The 17,720-nt window shown below is 40.4% G+C and carries 15 protein-coding genes; 7 read left to right on the top strand and 8 right to left on the bottom strand.

The genetic code is table 11. The features are described 5' to 3' along the window. Positions 1 to 59 precede the first annotated feature (59 nt). A complete protein-coding gene (locus GO593_RS09260) occupies positions 60 to 986 on the bottom strand; it encodes a DMT family transporter (protein WP_000703577.1) in 927 nt (308 codons plus the stop codon). 238 nt (positions 987 to 1,224) lie between these two features. On the opposite strand from GO593_RS09260, the gene GO593_RS09265 reads away from it, so the two are divergent. Genes GO593_RS09265 through GO593_RS09275 form a run of 3 tightly spaced genes read left to right on the top strand, consistent with a single transcriptional unit; the run spans position 1,225 to position 4,145 of the window. Beyond that, positions 1,225 to 2,352: a Re/Si-specific NAD(P)(+) transhydrogenase subunit alpha gene (locus GO593_RS09265; RefSeq protein ID WP_001165468.1), complete on the top strand. Its 1,128-nt coding sequence runs from the start codon at positions 1,225 to 1,227 to the stop codon at positions 2,350 to 2,352. A gap of 11 nt (positions 2,353 to 2,363) precedes the next feature. After that, positions 2,364 to 2,678 carry a proton-translocating transhydrogenase family protein gene (locus GO593_RS09270; RefSeq protein ID WP_000230434.1) on the top strand — a complete coding sequence of 105 codons (315 nt, stop codon included), beginning with the start codon at positions 2,364 to 2,366 and terminating at the stop codon, positions 2,676 to 2,678. A gap of 12 nt (positions 2,679 to 2,690) precedes the next feature. Further along, positions 2,691 to 4,145 (top strand): NAD(P)(+) transhydrogenase (Re/Si-specific) subunit beta, encoded by a 1,455-nt coding sequence (locus tag GO593_RS09275; RefSeq protein ID WP_000394402.1) that lies wholly within the window; start codon positions 2,691 to 2,693, stop codon positions 4,143 to 4,145. 52 nt (positions 4,146 to 4,197) lie between these two features. Here GO593_RS09275 and GO593_RS09280 read toward each other — a convergent pair whose 3' ends face one another. The 6 genes from GO593_RS09280 to GO593_RS09305 all read right to left on the bottom strand — a co-directional run bounded on the left by GO593_RS09280 (position 4,198) and on the right by GO593_RS09305 (position 11,134). Then, on the bottom strand, positions 4,198 to 5,019 hold the full coding sequence (locus GO593_RS09280; RefSeq protein WP_000697819.1) for an SDR family NAD(P)-dependent oxidoreductase: 822 nt from the start codon (positions 5,017 to 5,019) through the stop codon (positions 4,198 to 4,200). A gap of 251 nt (positions 5,020 to 5,270) precedes the next feature. Continuing rightward, positions 5,271 to 5,672: a ribosome silencing factor gene (gene rsfS, locus GO593_RS09285; protein WP_001047580.1), complete on the bottom strand. Its 402-nt coding sequence runs from the start codon at positions 5,670 to 5,672 to the stop codon at positions 5,271 to 5,273. 81 nt (positions 5,673 to 5,753) lie between these two features. Beyond that, the gene (locus tag GO593_RS09290; RefSeq protein WP_000532984.1) at positions 5,754 to 6,548 is read right to left on the bottom strand and encodes a hydroxypyruvate isomerase family protein; all 795 of its coding nucleotides are present in this window, start codon (positions 6,546 to 6,548) and stop codon (positions 5,754 to 5,756) included. 16 nt (positions 6,549 to 6,564) lie between these two features. Continuing rightward, positions 6,565 to 7,431, bottom strand: coding sequence for an NAD(P)-dependent oxidoreductase (locus GO593_RS09295; RefSeq protein WP_001008368.1), 867 nt, complete (start codon positions 7,429 to 7,431; stop codon positions 6,565 to 6,567). Between the two features lie 10 nt (positions 7,432 to 7,441). Continuing rightward, positions 7,442 to 8,230: a crotonase/enoyl-CoA hydratase family protein gene (locus GO593_RS09300; RefSeq protein WP_001196726.1), complete on the bottom strand. Its 789-nt coding sequence runs from the start codon at positions 8,228 to 8,230 to the stop codon at positions 7,442 to 7,444. A 96-nt stretch (positions 8,231 to 8,326) separates the two neighbouring features. Beyond that, the gene (locus tag GO593_RS09305; RefSeq protein WP_000064534.1) at positions 8,327 to 11,134 is read right to left on the bottom strand and encodes a GacS-like sensor histidine kinase; all 2,808 of its coding nucleotides are present in this window, start codon (positions 11,132 to 11,134) and stop codon (positions 8,327 to 8,329) included. 172 nt (positions 11,135 to 11,306) lie between these two features. Here GO593_RS09305 and cysM point away from each other — a divergent pair, with 172 nt between their 5' ends. From cysM to GO593_RS09325, 4 genes are read left to right on the top strand one after another with little or no spacing between them, the layout of a single operon-like run. Further along, positions 11,307 to 12,221, top strand: coding sequence for a cysteine synthase CysM (cysM, locus tag GO593_RS09310; RefSeq protein WP_000072604.1), 915 nt, complete (start codon positions 11,307 to 11,309; stop codon positions 12,219 to 12,221). Positions 12,222 to 12,243: 22 nt separating this feature from the next. After that, positions 12,244 to 13,062, top strand: coding sequence for a 3'-5' exonuclease (locus tag GO593_RS09315; RefSeq protein ID WP_001212165.1), 819 nt, complete (start codon positions 12,244 to 12,246; stop codon positions 13,060 to 13,062). Positions 13,063 to 13,071: 9 nt separating this feature from the next. Then, entirely contained in the window at positions 13,072 to 14,463 is a 1,392-nt protein-coding gene (rlmD, locus tag GO593_RS09320; RefSeq protein ID WP_000813057.1) for a 23S rRNA (uracil(1939)-C(5))-methyltransferase RlmD, read from the top strand. 30 nt (positions 14,464 to 14,493) lie between these two features. Further along, positions 14,494 to 16,800 (top strand): RelA/SpoT family protein, encoded by a 2,307-nt coding sequence (locus GO593_RS09325; protein WP_000259109.1) that lies wholly within the window; start codon positions 14,494 to 14,496, stop codon positions 16,798 to 16,800. A gap of 44 nt (positions 16,801 to 16,844) precedes the next feature. On the opposite strand, the gene GO593_RS09330 is transcribed toward GO593_RS09325, so the two are convergent. Then, entirely contained in the window at positions 16,845 to 17,618 is a 774-nt protein-coding gene (locus GO593_RS09330) for an SDR family oxidoreductase (RefSeq protein ID WP_000682841.1), read from the bottom strand. Positions 17,619 to 17,720 lie beyond the last annotated feature (102 nt).

Consider the following 17,720-nt stretch of genomic DNA (forward strand, 5'->3'; position numbering starts at 1 on the left):
ACCGTTTAATAAAATTTAGATGAGTATCCAACCTCAACTTAAGTTGAGGTCAAGAGCATTTAGTGTTTTAGTCTTTTCTTTCTTAAAGTAATCATCATTACACCGACTATATTGAGGAAACAACCGACCCATTGCCATATATTTAGGTGTTCATTTAAAAAAGCAACGGCAAGCAAAATCGTTAAAACTGGTCCGATCGAAGCAATCATTGCAGATTGAGAGGCACCTAATCGTTCAATGCTTTGCATAAGCATAACGGTAGGTAAGACAGTGACTAAAAAGCCTAAGCCAATCCCGTACCAAATTACACTTGAGGGAAGTTGTAATAGGAGTTGAAACGGGTGAGGGGTACTTAAAGTGTAATGGGTTAATGTACCTATACAGGCAACTGTTAAAGCTAAGCCTGTGAAATTCCAAGAACCAAATTTTTTAATTAATGGTGGAGTCAGCAGTAAATAACCGGCAAAAGCTACAGCGCTAGCAAATACAAAACTTGTTCCGAGCCAAAAGTTGCCCTGAATTGGTGCATTGTTGTGCTCTTGCAGCATCACTAACACGGTTCCACCATAACTAAGAAAAATGGCGAATAAACTTTTTACATCTAATTTTTGTTTGTAGAGCAGACTTGAAGCGATCACGGTAAGTGTGGGATATAAAAATAGGATGATTCGCTCTAAAGAAGCGCTAATAAACATGAGGCCCATGAAATCGAGCCAGCTGGCAAAGTAGTAGCCTAACAGACCGGCAAAAATTAAAATTAGCCAATCCTTCTTTTTTATGCCCTGATTATGATGCCTATTGAACCAGCAAATTAATAGAAAAAACGGTAAAGCGCTTAACATCCGTAAAGCCATCAGGACTGTACCGTCTACTAATGGAGAAAGGGCATAAGTTTGTTTAATGAAAATCGCTTTTGTGCTGAATAGAAAAGCAGAGCAAAGCGCAAAAAAAGACCCAATTTGAAACGAAGATAAAGAAATTTTCATATACAGGACTGTATAAGAGAGACTATTGTCTGCAAAAAAAGAAAAATTTTCCTATACTACACCTCATATCAAGTATCGTGAATCATCAGTTCAAAATATGGGTATTTATTAAATAAATAGTGGGTGGTATTTTCAAAAAGTTCAATTAGAATCCAAATTCTGTACAAAGAATACACATGGGGGAAACATTGCGGGTTGCAATGTTTTTGACAATGAGAAATTAGCTTGAGGAACGCTCATGCAGATCGGAATCCCAACCGAAACTGTCGTCGGTGAAAATCGTGTAGCTGCTACGCCAGAGACAGTAAAGAAGTTGATTAGCGCTGGTCATAGCGTTGTGATTGAACGTGGTGCTGGTGTAAAGGCTGCGTACATTGACAGTGCTTATGAACAGGTCGGTGCAACCATTACGGATGATGCCTATACGGGTAGTCAAATTATTTTGAAAGTTCGTGCGCCACAAGGCGGGGAAATTCAAAAACTTGCAGCAAATACAACTGTTGTAGCAATGTTTGATCCTTATCGTAATACCGAGCTAGACCAATTTGCGAATCAGCAAGTGTCTGCTTTTGCTCTGGAATTGCTTCCTCGTACGCTTTCTCGTGCACAAAACATGGATGTGTTGTCTTCTCAAGCAAACTTAGCTGGTTATAAATCAGTTTTGCTTGCAGCTGCTGAATATCAACGCATGTTCCCAATGCTTATGACTGCTGCTGGTACTGTAAAGCCTGCACGTGTTGTGATTATGGGTGTTGGGGTTGCAGGACTTCAAGCGATTGCTACTGCAAAACGTTTGGGTGCAATTGTTGAAGCAACTGACTTGCGTCCAACAGCAAAAGATCAGGTTGAGTCTTTAGGCGGTAAGTGGTTAGACGTACCAATGTCTGAAGAAGAACAGCAACGTGCAGCAGATGCAGCAAAAAATGGTTATGGCTGGATGCCGGGTGAGCAATACATCAAAGACCAAGCTGCGATTGTAGATAAAGCTGTATCGAATGCCGATATCGTGATTACAACAGCATTGTTGCCAGGCCGTGATGCACCGCGTCTGATCAAAGCTGAAACTGTTGCCAAAATGAAACCAGGCTCTGTCATTTTAGATATGGCAGTTGAAACAGGCGGTAACGTTGAAGGTTCTAAAGTTGGCGAAACTGTTGTCACTGAAAATGGTGTAAAAATTTTGGGTATTCCAAATATTCCAGCCACTGTTGCGACAGAAGCTTCTGCATTATATGCACGTAACGTTTTTAATTTCGTAGAGACTTTATTCGACAAAGAGAAAAACTTTGCGATTAATCAAGAAGACGAAATCCAAAAAGCCCTATTGGTCACTCATGGCGGTCAAGTGCTGCTTAAGCGTGGTTAAGGAGATTTCTCATGGTTGAAACTATTACAATTTTCGTCCTTGCCATCTTCGTAGGTTATTACGTTGTTTGGGGTGTTACACCAGCTTTGCACACGCCACTTATGGCGGTAACCAACGCATTGTCATCGATTATTGTTGTTGGTGCGATGTTGCAAACAGTTGGCCTGCCTGTACTTGGTGTAGATGCAAATGTTGCATTTCAAAGTGTGAATGTTGTGAGCGTACTTGGTGCGATTGCAGTATTTTTAGCAAGCATTAATATTTTCGGCGGCTTCGCAGTAACTGCACGCATGTTGGAAATGTTCAAGCCTAAGCAAAAGAAATAAGAGGGCTTTGACATGGAATTTATTCAAGCAAATGCAAACTGGTTGTACCTTGTAGGCGCAATTCTCTTTATCTTGACGCTTCGCGGCCTATCTGGTCCTAAAACAGCAATTCAAGGTAACCGTTACGGTATGATCGCAATGGCGATTGCAGTTGTAACAACCTTCTTTGTTGCCAATAACCCAGTTATTTGGATGATTGGTGGTGCAATGGTGCTTGGTGCGATTGTGGGTATTGCACGTGCACGTACTGTACCCATGACTCAAATGCCTGAAACTGTTGCACTTATGCACTCATTGGTGGGTTTGGCTGCGGTTTTGATTGCAGTTGCAGCAATTTTGCATAACAACCAGCTTACAGCATTGTTTGCTCAAAATGAGGCAGCATTAACAGCGGCTGGCGTGCAACATGCACACATGAGTAAGGTTCACCTATTTGAATTGTTTGTTGGTTGTTTCGTTGGTGCGATTACCTTTACAGCATCTGTGTTTGCTTACGGTAAATTGGCTGCGAAAAAATGGGCTAAAACAATCTCTGGTGCATGGGTTAAACCTGTTCAAGCACTTATCTTTGTTGCGATGTTGGCTTGTGGTTTCTACTTCTTCACAACTGGCAACATGACTGCTTTCTGGGCAATGACCGCACTTGCACTTGCATTTGGCTGGGTATGGATTGCACCGGTAGGTGGTGGTGACATGCCTGTAGTGGTATCGCTTCTTAACTCGTTCTCTGGTTGGGCAGCAGCAGGTATTGGTTTTACCCTTGAAAACAACATGTTGATCGTTGCGGGCTCACTTGTGGGTTCATCTGGTGCGATTCTGTCATACATCATGTGTAAAGCAATGAACCGTTCAATCATCAACGTATTGTTTGGTGGTGCAATGGGTGGTGCAGCAGTTTCTACAGCTGCTAAAGGTGAACAAGTTCAACGTAACTACCGTTCAGGTTCTGCTGATGATGCTGGCTTCTTAATGTCAAATGCAGACAGCGTTGTGATTGTGCCGGGTTATGGTATGGCGCAAGGTCGTGCACAAAATGCTGTAAAAGAGTTATGTGAAATTCTAAAAGAACAAGGTGTTCGCGTCCGTTTCGCAATTCACCCGGTTGCAGGTCGTATGCCTGGTCACATGAACGTATTGCTTGCTGAAGCAGACGTAGCATATGAAGACATCTTGGAAATGGATGAGATCAACTCAGACTTCCCGGCAACTGACGTAGTACTTGTTATTGGTGCAAACGACGTTGTGAATCCTGCTGCAAAAGATGACCCAGGTTCACCAATTTATGGTATGCCGATTCTTGAAGCACATAAAGCACGTACAATCATGGTGATTAAGCGTTCTATGGCGACAGGTTATGCTGGTCTTGATAATGATTTGTTCTATAACGAAAAAACAATGATGATCTTTGGTGATGCTAAGAAAGTTGTTGAAGATATGACGAAAGCAATTAACGGTACAGGCCACTAAGTTGCTTTGATATAAAAAAACCACCTTCGGGTGGTTTTTTATTTTTTGAAGGTTAGAGGAACTTTTCCACTAGAGACATAGATTGCTGATAGAGGTCGCGTGCTAATTGCTGGTTTTTGGCATGGGAAGATTTCCAGTCTGGCATATGCGCACTGACATATTCACCATTGCGGTTGTGCCATGTGTCACCAGTCGCCATTTCTGTAATGAGCTTTGCAGGAACCGATGTTGGAACTAAACCTACTTTCATGGCTGCATAAACTGGTTTTGGTAAATCGCGATAAATATCGGAAGCAACACCACCGGGGTGTAATGCATTATTGGTAATTGAACTGTCTGCTAGTTGTTCAGCTAATGCATTGCTGAACAATAAGTTTGCAAGCTTGGATTGTCCATAATAGAACAGGGGATTGTAAAAACCTTCCGCACGAAATTTATTAGGCTTAATTGAACCAACCCAGTGAGCAATAGACGCTAGATGAATAATACGTGCTTGAGGAGACTGCTTTAGAGCGGGGAGTAGTTTTTGAGTTAATAAAAAGTGACCTAAATAGTTAACGCCAAATTGCTGTTCAAACCCATCTACGGTGAGTTGCTTTGTTTTTGAAAATAGACCGGCATTATTAATAAGTACATCAAGGCTGCCATATTTATCTGCAATTTCTTCTGCAGCTTTTTGAGTTAATTCAAGGCTGTTTAAGTCGAGAGAAACGACATCGACTTGTCCTTGGTCGAGTGAGCGTAGTTTGTTTTGTGCCTCTTGTGCTTTTTGAGGATTTCGGCATGCCAAAATGACATGTTGTCCTTGTTTTACAAGTTGTTCTGCTGTGGCAAAACCAATACCTGTATTGGCGCCAGTAATGAGTATCTTCACTTTTTAGTGCTCCGGTTATGCTATTTATTGATGAGACTATAAGAATTGGTATAGTGCTGGAATTCTGACAATTTGTCATGTCAATTTTAAATAAGAGTGATGACTTGCTTGTTAGTGTTATTAAAGTTTTGTTGAGTTACCAGCTTTTCATAGAACATGAGGGTAAAGGTGGGTGTTTAAATAATAAAAGTTTCAGTAAGTGTATAAACAAAAAGCGGCTCAAAAGAGCCGCTTTTTTTAAAAGCAAAATTTTATGCGACCGACTCTGGAGCAGTACGCCATAAGCTTTCTAAATCATAGAATTTGCGGGCAGTTGGTAGCATCACATGTACTACAACAAAGCCAAGATCGATTAAGATCCATTCGGCATCTCGTTCGCCTTCAACGCCAATCGGGCGGAAACCAGCTTTTCGAGCTTCTTCTGCAACATTGTCAGCAAGTGCTTTGACGTGACGAGTAGAAGTACCACTCGCGATGACAATAGCATCAGCAACATTGCTAATAGAACTAACATCTAACTGTAGAATATCTTTTGCTTTTACATCAACTAAAGCGTCATGGACGACTTTAAGACAAGCTTGTACGTCTTTATTTGAGGTGTTCATTGCGAAATCGTGAGAATTAGACACGCTGGGCGATGGTTCTAAATTCATATAGGGTATATTTTCCTGACAATTACTCACTATCTAATATAGTGGTTTTCACTCAGAATTTCAAACAAAACTAGTAACAGTTTATATATTTACATCATCGGAAAAATATTTCTTTTTCCATGTAAATGACTGATTTGAGCCATTTTTAGGTTTATATTCTGCCGCAATATAGCCCTCATAAGCACTTTGCTTAATCCATGAAAAAATTTGCTCATACGGTATTTGAGCTGTATCGGGTTCATGGCGTCCCGGACAATCTGCAAACTGAATATGGCCAATCTGGTGAATATTTTCTTGTAACCCTTCAAGTACATCTTCACCCATCATTGCCATATGGTAACAGTCATATTGCATTTTTAAGGCAGGGTGATTGACTGCTTCTAGCATTTCTTGGGCTTGGGCAATGTTCTGTACCAAAAAGCGTGGCATATCTGTGCCATTAATCATTTCAAATACAGGTTCAATATCGTGTTCTGTCAGTAAATCACAGGCTAATTTTAAGTTGCTTGCAAGTGTCTTAAGGCAAGGAAGTAAGTCAGAGTCTTGAGGTTGCTTACCTGCCAAAATATTAACACGAGGTACTTTTAATGCTGTGGCATAGCGAATCGCTAACTGTAATGCCTCACGAAATGCTGCCTCTTGACCCGGTATACCTGCTAAGCCATTTCCACCTTGCATAAGGTCACCAGCAGGAACGTTAATTAAACATAAATTTAGGTTGTAACGTTCAAGTTGGTCTTGAATATCAGAAATGGCAAGCTCGTATGGGAATTGAATTTCTACATGTTCAAAGCCCTCTGCATGGGCTAATGCAAAGCGTTCAATTAAAGGAACTTCGGTAAAAATCATGGATAAGTTAACGGCAAGACGACCCATACACAAACTCCGTTTATTATTGCTCTACTACTTGAATCATAGTAGCTAAATCTTTCTCAGCAAAGCCATTTTTTTGGTGAGTTTGTAGCTGTAATAGAGCTTTTTGTGCAACGGGGATGTCTAAATTAACATTGTTAGCCAATGTTACTGCGTTGTTAAGGTCTTTCGATAATGTTTGAACTTTCCACTGAACAGGTTCGAAAGTATGAGTCGCCATACGTGGTGCCAGTATTTGAAAAGGTTTTGAGTCGGCAAATCCGCCAGCTAGGGCAGGAGCGAATAAAGTGGTATCTACGCCCGCGCGGTCTGCCAGTGCAACTGCTTCGGCAATCAGGGCGCTGTTTGCTGCCACAATGAGTTGATTGCAAATTTTAGTTGCTTGTCCTGTGCCTGTATCTCCCATTCGTGTGACACGTTGGGAAAGAACATTATAAACAGGACTTAAAGCTTCAATAGTTTGAGCATCGCCACCTGCAAAAATCACTAGCGTGCCTTGTTCTGCCCCAGCTGTACCGCCTGAAACGGGGGAGTCAATCCATATCACATCTTGTGAAGCAGCAGCCTGAGCAAGTACTTTTGTCGCAGCAACAGAGAGACTTGAGAAGTCGACAATGACCTGACCCGCTTTTAAGTTTGTTTGAATTTGATCAAATACTGCTTGCACAGCTTTATCGTCGGCTAGGCAAGTTAAAATGAGAGGGTACTGTCCGATGTTGGAAAGATCGAGTGCATGCGCGCCAATATCAATAAGTTCTTCACAAGCAGATGCTGTTCGATTCCATACTGCGACCTGAAAGCCGGCTTGTATAAGACGGCTTGCCATACGGCTTCCCATAAGTCCTATGCCTAAAAAAGCAATAGGAGTATTACGATCAAAATTCATAATAAAGCTCTTATCTATATTGGCGTGGTAAAAATTTAACTTCCGGATGTTTGTCTTTTTTACGAGCAAGTTTGCTATTTTTACCAAGTAATAATTTAAGTTGCCAGATTTTTTCTAAGCGTAATGATTTTTCTGGTTGATGTTCCATTGCATCTAGTACACGTTTTGCAGCAGTCAATGCATCAGGTGAGCGCTGTAACATTTCCGAAGCGATCGCATTTGCTTTTTCTAATGGGTTCTCACTTAAGTGAGTCACAAGTCCAATATCTTTTGCATAATTTCCGTCAAAAACACGGGCAGTTAAAGTCAGCTCTTTTGCAAGGTCAACTCCAATCAAGCCTTTGAGCGAACGGGTAAGACCCATATCTGGTACTAAGCCCCAGCGGCTTTCCATAATCGACATTTTAGTGTCTGGGTGGGCAATGCGGATATCGGCAGCTAGTGCAAGTTGCATACCTGCCCCAAAACAATAGCCTTCAAGAGCGGCAATAACAGGGACGGGCAAATTTTGCCAAATAAGAAAAGCTTTTTGGAAAAGGCTTTGTCCTGGTTTAACAAGTTCCCAAATGGCAAATGCAGAGTTCTTAGGGTTGTTTAAGTCAGATAAATCAATACCAGCACTAAACACTTGTGCTTCACCCGTCAAAATTACACAGCGGATATCTCGGTCTTTTTGTATAGCTTTAGCCGTTGTTACAAGTTCTTTGAGTAGAGCAAAACTCATAGCGTTACGTTTATCAGGACGGTTTAGATAAACTGTTGCAATGCCATTATTTTTTTCAATACGTAAAAGTGCCATGAAATTCCCGCTTATTTTTTTATCGATAAGCGGAGCATAGCATGGCTGGAAATTGGAAACATGACAGGTCAGTCATGCCTATTTAACAACTATTATTTAATCTGGTATGACTAAAATTTGATGAGCTGCACTCTCAACTTCTTTAATGACAAGACCTAATTCATCGAAACGTCTCATGACTTCTTCAATGAAGCCATCGTCAGCTCTACGGCGTTCTTTGCGTAGCGTAGAAATAAATTGTTCAAAGTCACCTGTCACTTGTTGAAGTTTTGGTGTGCCTACATAGCGTGTAGCTCCATAAAGACGGTGTAGTACATGCTCAAGCTGAGGAAAGTCTTCAAGCTCAATGAGTTGCTGCATTTCTTCTAGCTCGGTTGGGAAGCTATCTACCAACATTTTGAGAAGATCTTGAGCTAAATCTTCTTTGTTTGCTGCTAGTTGTAAACTTTGCTGCCAATTTAAAATTTCTGGATCTAATGCTTCTGCAACCACATGATGATCTTTAGCTAGATTTTGCGCAGTGAAGTTGTTTTTTGTCCATTGCGTTAAAATTTGAATGATTTGCTCCATTTGAATTGGTTTGGTGACATAGTCATTCATACCAACTTTAAGAAGCTTTTGCTTTTCATCTGCAAGCGCGTGGGCTGTTAGAGCAATAATTGGAAGTTGCATTTCCCCATCTAAAGTGGATTCTAAAGAGCGGATCGCACGTGTGGTATCAATGCCCGACATAACCGGCATTTGAATGTCCATAAATACCAAATCAAATGGTTTAAGCTTCTGATCAATTCTTTCTTGAATAATATTAAGCGCTTCTTGACCACTTAAAGCCTTAGTGGTTTTGACATTTAACTCACCTAATAATGCTTCTAAAACAATTAAGTTAGGTAAATGGTCATCAACCGCCAAAATATGTAAACCCTGCCCATTAAAGTCTTGTTGTTCCTCTTCAAAGATAGGTTGGTCACTTAATAATTGAATGAGGCCACTACGGCTTAATGGTTGATAAAGTGGGCGAGCGCGATATTCGGTGAGCATGTTTGGCTCAAGAGTCATTTGATAGCCGTAAACTGCTAAGTTACCTTGATAGCGGCTACGAATTTCTTTGAGTAGAGCTTCAGTATCACCACTATGATCAACAATGAGCCATGTATTGTCTTTCTGGTCGAGATGTTTTAAGCGGCTAAACAAGTCCAGAATAGATTGAGTTTCGATATGTGGTACTTGATAATTTTCAAGATAGTAGCGTAAAACACTGGCTGTTGCAGGGTGGGCTAAATAAGACACCACCTGTAAATGTTCGAAGTGAGGATGTTCAATCTCATGTTCTTCATCTACAGCAAACTGTGCAGTAAACCAGAATGTTGAACCTTTTTCTGTTGGGGCACGTTCTTGGTTATCTTCAAAGCCAATTTGGCCATGCATGAGATGAACCAATTGTTTAGAAATTGCCAGACCTAAGCCTGTACCACCAAATTGGCGGGTAACAGATGCATCGCCTTGCGAAAACGACTCAAATAATTTTTTACGGTCTGTACCGCTTAAACCAATACCACTGTCCTGAACACTAAAATGAAGCAAGCACTGACCGATGTCATCATGTTCCATACGCACACGAACAATAATTTCACCATCTGGCGTGAACTTGATGGCATTGGAAATCAAATTGGTCAAAATTTGCTTAAAGCGTAAAGCATCACCAATCACCTGTTGAGGAATGTTATCTGCATAATAAAAAGCCATGGCAATATGCTTTTGTGCAGCCAAAGGTGACAACATATCCATGACATCAAATACAGCTTCTTCTAAGTCAAAAGGTGCTGTTTCAAGTTCCAGTTTACCTGCATCAATTTTTGAGAAATCTAATACATCATTAATTAATGCTAATAAATGGGCAGAGGACTTGCGAATAGTTTGTAAATAAAGGTTCTGTTCGTTACTTAAATTTTGTTGGCGAAGTAATAAATGAATAAAGCCATCAATACTATTAAGCGGTGTACGAAGTTCATGACTGATATTGGCAAGGAAAACCGATTTTGCCTGATTAGATGAAATGGCTTGGTCGCGTGCTTGACGGTAAGTAATGTTTTGAACTTCTAAAGTATCTAAAGTTCTGCGTAAGTCTTCTTCTGTTTGCTCGGTATGTTCTTTTAACTCTAAAAAACTAAAGTGTAAGCGTTTCACCACGTTTGCGATATCGCGCTGGAGTAATCTTAACTCACCGGAACTGTTAATCACGATGTGTTGGTCTAAAGTGTCTGCATTGAGACGCTGTAATTGCATACGTATTTCATACATGGGTGCAATCCAGCGGCGAGAATAAAAGTTAAGACAGAGCAAAAGTAATAATAAAGTCATTAGGCCGGTAATGACCAAAGCAATCAGAATGCGATAACGCGCTAATTCAAGTGGTTGATTATCCATTTCAATCAAGAGCCAGACAGGGGGCTTCCCTGCGGTATCAATGATACGGACTCCATAAATATTATTATGGTTATAAGAGATCGGACCAAAAAAGTTATTGTTTTGTGTGAAGTTAGGCCAGTAACGATTATCTCGATAACCGATACTTAAATAAGTCTGACCATTACTATCAATTAAAGCAGCACGCTTTAGATTTTTCTCGCTAAACATACTTTGCATAATATGTTGAGCATGATCATATTCATCTGGTTGTAGTTCTACTAATGTGTAGAGATCTTTAGCAATTTGATTGTAGCGTGCCAAAATCGCTGAGGCATGATGCAATTGTTGTTGCTTTGCAGAACGTGATGTTTCAGTTAAAACCAGAAAAGCCCCAACACACGTTAAAATCATAATGGGCACAAAAATAAGAGCAATTAATTGCCCATATGCATGATTCAGACGTAAGCGTTTCGATAAGGTTTTATTGAAATTAGACATAGCTACATCAGATTGATCTCTCTGTAGGGCATATTATCACGCTTTATTTTAAAACAGACGGCATTTTATAACTGACTGGGCTTTAATCACTTTCATTAAAAAGCATAGTGAAATGGATGCAGTACCGATCATTTTTTCATACAATAGTGCCACCCCGATTTAGGTGTTGATCATGAGTAATACACAACCTGATTTTTTAGCCGACGAATTTTTGTTAGATCACTATGTAGGTAAAACACCTCTGGTCCGTTTGCAGCGCTTGGCTTGTCATACGCAGGCAACGGTTTTAGCAAAATTGGAAGGTAATAATCCAGCAGGTTCTGTAAAAGATCGTCCTGCATATAACATGATTATGCAGGCTGAAAAGCGTGGTCAAATTAAACCAGGTGATACATTGGTTGAAGCTACCAGTGGTAATACAGGTATTGCTTTAGCTATGGTTGCGGCGATGCGCGGCTATAAAATGAAACTGATTATGCCTGGGAATTCAAGTCAGGAGCGTAAGGACGCCATGCGTGCTTATGGCGCAGAATTGATTGAAGCGCCGAATATGGAAGCTGCACGAGATATGGCTTTGCAAATGCAAGCTGAAGGTTTAGGTTTGGTCCTCAATCAGTTTGGCAATCCAGATAATGTGGAAGCTCATTACCTTACGACTGGCCCTGAAATTTGGAAACAAACAGGTGGAAAGATTACCCATTTTGTAAGTTCAATGGGTACAACCGGTACCATTATGGGTGTTTCTAAGTATTTAAAAGAACAAAATCCAGATATTCAAATTATTGGTTTACAACCTTCTGAAGGTTCAAATATTGCCGGTATTCGCCGTTGGCCACAGGAATATTTACCTACAATTTTCGAACCAAAGCGTGTTGATCAAATTATGGATATTCCGCAAATTGAAGCGGAAAAAACGGCTCGCCGTTTAGCACGTGAGGAAGGAATTAGTGCAGGTACATCTTCTGGCGGGGCGGTATGGGCTTCAGTAAAAATTGCAGAAGAAAATCCGGATGCTGTGATTGTTTGCATTATCTGTGACCGTGGTGATCGCTACTTGTCTACAGGTCTGTTCTCAGTACAGGACTGATGACTCATAATTGAGAGAAAAAATGCGTTTTCCTACTTTAGTTTTTGATATTGAAACTTTAACTGATTTAAAAGCGGGAGCGCATTTATATCATCTTGATTTGCCAGAGGCAGATGTTGAGCAGGCACTCACAAAAATCCGTCGCCAAGAATCCGGCATGGATTTTCAGCGTTTGCCTTTACATGAAATCGTTTGTATTTCTGGTTTGTGGATTGATGAATCAGGTTTCAGATTATTTTCTTTTAGTCGGGAACACTATTCGGAAGCTGAAATTTTACAGAAATTTTTATCCATTTTTGATAAGCGTCATCCAACTTTAGTGAGCTGGAATGGTTCGCAATTTGATTTGCCCGTCATTTTGTTCCGTGCCATGTATCATGGTCTTTCGGCACCCGGGTTATTTGATCAAGGCGAGCTTGATAGTCAGAAGCGTTTTAATAATTACCAAAACCGTTATCACCACCGTCATATTGATTTAATGGATGTTATGGCAATGTTTAATGGCCGTAATTTCCAGAAACTCGATGATGTAGCCTGTATTTTAGGTTTACCAGGTAAACGTGGTGAGTCGGGTTATCATGTGCCTGAATATGTACGTACAGAACAATGGTTAAAGTTAACCAGTTATTGTGAAGGTGATGTGCTCAATACATGGTTTATTTATTTGCGTTGGCTATTGCTCAAAGGCCAAATGAATGTAGATGAGCATAACCACTGGATTAGTTCGAGTATTGAGTATTTACAGACTATGCCTCAGCAAGCCGATTTTCTTGAGGTGTGGCAACGTACATCGAAGCATACCGAATTTACGTCCCACTATTTTAATCCTTTAAATTTTTAGGTTCATTCTTTGAAACAGCAAGCCAAATCTCGTAAACCTCAACAACCCGAACATATTTTTCAGGTTGAAACTCTTTCTCATGAGGGGCGGGGAATTGCGCATTATGGTTCTCATCCAGACCATCCGGCAGATAAGCATGGTAAAAAAGTGTTTATTCGTTATGCGTTGCCTGGAGAAACAGTAAAAGCCCAAATTACGCATGAGGCTAAGCGGCTTGAAGAAGCTGAAATGGTAGCGCTTTTAGCAGAACCTTCAGCAAATCGTGTAGAGGCGGTTTGTCCTCATTATGGTATTTGCGGGGGATGTAGCATGCAGCACATCCACCCTGATGAGCAGATCCGTTTAAAGCAAAATGTCCTTCAGTCACACTTGCAACACTTTGCTGGTATTCAGCCTGAACAATGGTTAGAGCCAATTCGTTCTTTGCAAAGTGATTATCGCCGTCGTGCTCGAATAGGTGTGCGCTATTTGCCAAAACAGGACCGTTTGATTCTAGGTTTCCGTGAGCATCATAGTAATCGTTTAACATCTATCCATACTTGTAGCGTTTTGGATAAAAAGTTATCAGATAGTCTGCCGGAATTGCGTAATTTACTCCAAAGTCTAAAAGGCAAAGCGCATATTGGTCATGTAGAATTAGCAAAAGGTGATCATGAAACATCTTTATTAGTTCGTCATATCGAAAAACTAAACAATGCTGATGTCAACCAATTAAGACAATTTGCGTTACACAAAGGCTGGCAGTTGTATTTGCAACCTAAAGGACCCGAAAGTCTTCGTCGTATTGATGAAGAACAAGGACCTATGCGATTACATTATGCTTTAAATGCATTTGATGTAAATTTTGCTTTTTCGCCATTGGATTTTACGCAGGTCAATGCCACAGTAAATGAACAAATGGTGCAATTGGCATGTGAATTGCTTCAATTGCAACAGGGTGAAAGAGTACTGGATCTGTTTTGTGGGTTAGGTAATTTTTCGCTTCCACTTGCACGATGTGTTGGTGCAAAGGGTGTGGTTGTTGGTGTGGAAGCAAGTGAAGAAATGGTGCAGCGGGCAACAGATAATGCAAAGCGTAATAATCTGGTGCAGGCAAGCTTCTTTTCACAAGATTTAACAAAAGATTTTTCGCATCATTCTTGGGCAAATCAAGGATTTGATGCATTATTGATTGATCCTCCTCGTGCTGGTGCATATGAAATTATGCAGTATGTGCCGAACTTTGGAGCAAAAAGAATCGTTTATGTATCATGTAATCCAGCAACATTAGCAAGGGATGCAGGTGTTTTGGTTCAACATGGTTACCAGTTAAAAAAAGCAGCGGTTATGGACATGTTTACGCACACAGAACATGTTGAATCGATTGCTTTATTTGAGAAAATTCAAGAGATAAACGATTAAAAACATGAGTTACATATCCAGGAGAATGGTATGGTCACAGTACGTGAACAGTTACCTGAACAACTAACTGAGTTGTCAGAGGAAACGACTGTAGAGCATGCCGCCGAAACACAAGTCGGTTTAGCCTCATGGTTGGATCGGGTTCGTGAAATATTAGATGGGGCAGAGCTTAAACAACTCGAAGAGGTTGCGCATTTAACCCTACAAAAAGAGTTAGATTCAACGGTTAATCATCGTTCCAATACATTTGCTACTGGTGTTGGAATGGCTGATATTCTGGCGCATTTACATGTAGATGAAGATACTTTATCTGCTGCAATGCTTTATCGTAGTGTTCGTGAGGACATTACTGATATAGAAGAAGTAAAGCGAAAGTTTGGTGAGCAAGTTTATAACCTTGTCAAAGGTACTTTGGCAATGGGTAAGCTTTCAGAGCTTATTGAAAAAAATAAACGACTAGAAGACCATTTTAATAACAACCAACGGGAACATTTAAGCGGCATTTATAAAATGCTGATTTCAGTGACCGAAGATGTTCGTGTCGTTTTAATTAAGTTAGCTGAACGTACTTACTCTTTACGTGAGTTGGCAAACTCATCACGTGAACGTCAAGAGCGTGTGGCGCGTGAAATTTTAACTATTTATTCACCATTAGCGCATCGCCTTGGTATTGCACAGCTGAAGTGGGAACTTGAAGACTTAGCGTTTCGTTATTTGGCGCCAGACCGTTATAAAGAGATTGCTTCATTACTCAATGAAAAACGTCTTGAGCGTGAACATTATATCCAGTTCGTGATAGACCGTTTAAAAAGTGAATTGGCGGCGCATGGTATTGAAGCTGAAATTACAGGTCGAGCAAAACACATTTATTCGATTTATCGAAAGATGAAAAGCAAAAACCTAAGTTTCGATCAGCTTTATGATATTCGTGCTTTACGTGTATTGGTGAATAGCGTACCTGAGTGTTATCACTCATTAGGTATTGTTCATCAGATTTGGCGTCATATCCCACATCAGTTCGATGACTATATTACTAACCCGAAAGCCAATGGTTATCGCTCATTACATACTGCTGTTATTGCTGAGAATAAATCCTTAGAGGTACAAATCCGTACTCATGAGATGCATGACGAAGCAGAGTTAGGGGTATGTTCGCACTTTAACTATAAAGAAGGTTCAAAGAATACCGACCACTCTTTTAACCACCGTTTGCATTCGCTTCGTGCTGTTTTGGAACATTACCAAGAACGTAATGAAACAACAGTACATCAAAATGAAGATGAGACGGAAGGTTTTGATCAGCTTCAAGACTTTGAAGGTTTTGAAAAGATTTATGTCTTTAGTCGTGATGGTGATATTAAAGAGCTACCACGTGGCTCAACAGTTTTAGACTTTGCTTATCATGTGCATACAGAGGTAGGAAACAAGTGTTATGCAGCACGTGTTAACCAGCGCTATGTACCATTAACCTATACGTTAAAAACAGGTGAGCAGGTTGAGATTTTAACCAAGAAGGATCGTGAGCCTAACCGTGACTGGTTGGTGAACTCTTTAGGTTATATCAAGACAGCTCGTGCCCGTGACAAATTACGTCATTGGTTCAGACAGCAAGACCGTAGTAAGAACCTTGAAGTTGGCCGTGAGTTACTAAACAAAGAATTGTCTCGATTGGCGATTCACCCTAAGAGTATCGATCTCAACGATTACTCGTCACATTTTAATGTGAAAACAGGGGATGATATTTTGGTTAGTCTGGTCAGCGGCGATATTAGTTTGCATGCTCTGATTAATCAGATTAATCGTCAAATGCATCTGGATCAGGATGAACCTGAACTGGTACTTAAACCAACATTAAACCCACGTGCTAGTCATACTCTGTCTGCGCATGGCATCTTAATTGATGGTTTAGACAATGTTGAGCTACATATTGCGCAGTGTTGCCAACCAGTTCATGGTGAATCAATTGCCGGTTATATCACGTTGAACCGTGGGGTAAGTATTCATAAAGTCTTATGTTCTGATTATCAACGTATGATCAAGCAAGAGCCAGAACGTGCTGTTGAAGCCGATTGGGAAATGCAGCCAACTCGTGGTCAAAGTGTTCAAATTGTAGTTGAGGCTTATGATCGTCGTGGCTTACTCAAAGACTTAACTCAAGTGATTTTTTCTGACCAGATTAATATCCGTCAGGTGAACACAATTTCTGAGGCAGATGGTATTGCTAATATGAAGTTGCTCATTGAGGTGAAAGGCTTGGCTCAGCTTTCACGTTTGTTAGCTCGTTTAGAGCAACAACCGGGGATTATTAGCGCACGACGCATGATTCAAGGTGTTTAACTAAATTGAGAAAAAGGCCGTCAATTGACGGCCTTTTTTATAAGCTACTTTCTTGATAGATAAATATTAGTTAAACGATTTAAAAACTGGGGGCTTATTGTTGAGAGTTGATAAAGCAATTTGGTTTTTATACCAACTGGAGTGTGAGTAGGTGTCCAGAAATGAGCTTTTTTCTCTACAAGTGAAAGCACCTGTTGAGCAATATCATTAGGCGTTAAATCGACTCCCATGTTTTGAATAGAACCTGCATCCATATTGTTGACCATTGCGGTTTGTACAAATAAAGGCATCACATCTAAAACACGAATACCGTATTTTTTCCATTCCACATCTAAACCTTCGGTAATTCCTCTCACTGCAAATTTACTGGCCGAATAAGAAATGAGGTCAGCTTGCCCGTAAATTGCAGAAGCTGAAGAGAGATTAATGACTCGTGCAAAAGAAGCTTGCTTTAAATAAGGGAGTGCAGCATGGCAACCATTGATTACGCCGTTTACATTAATATTGATTGTTCTTTGGTGTGACTTGATATCGATATTTTCAAAGGCTCCGGAATATAAAATCCCTGCGTTATTCACCAAAATATTAAGCTCGCCAGCCCAGTCGGTAAATTCTTTTAATATATGTTGCCACTGGCTGTAGTCACTGACATCTAGATACCCTGCGCATGCATTCGGCCCTAATTCCTGCGCTAAATTTTGAGCAAGCGATTCATTAATGTCATAAATGCCGACTTTATAACCCCGCTGATAAAATACCCGTGCAATTTCTGCTCCAATACCTTGAGCTGCGCCACTAATCAGAATGCTATGTTTCATCTTTTTTTCTCTTTATCGTTACAATATGACGAATGATTTGCCGCTTTAATTTTGATCATAGCAAATTAAGATTTTAAAGTTACTGACCAATTTTTTGAACTT

The sequence above is a fragment of the Acinetobacter baumannii genome (genome assembly GCF_009759685.1).
Taxonomy (GTDB): Bacteria; Pseudomonadota; Gammaproteobacteria; order Pseudomonadales; family Moraxellaceae; genus Acinetobacter; species Acinetobacter baumannii.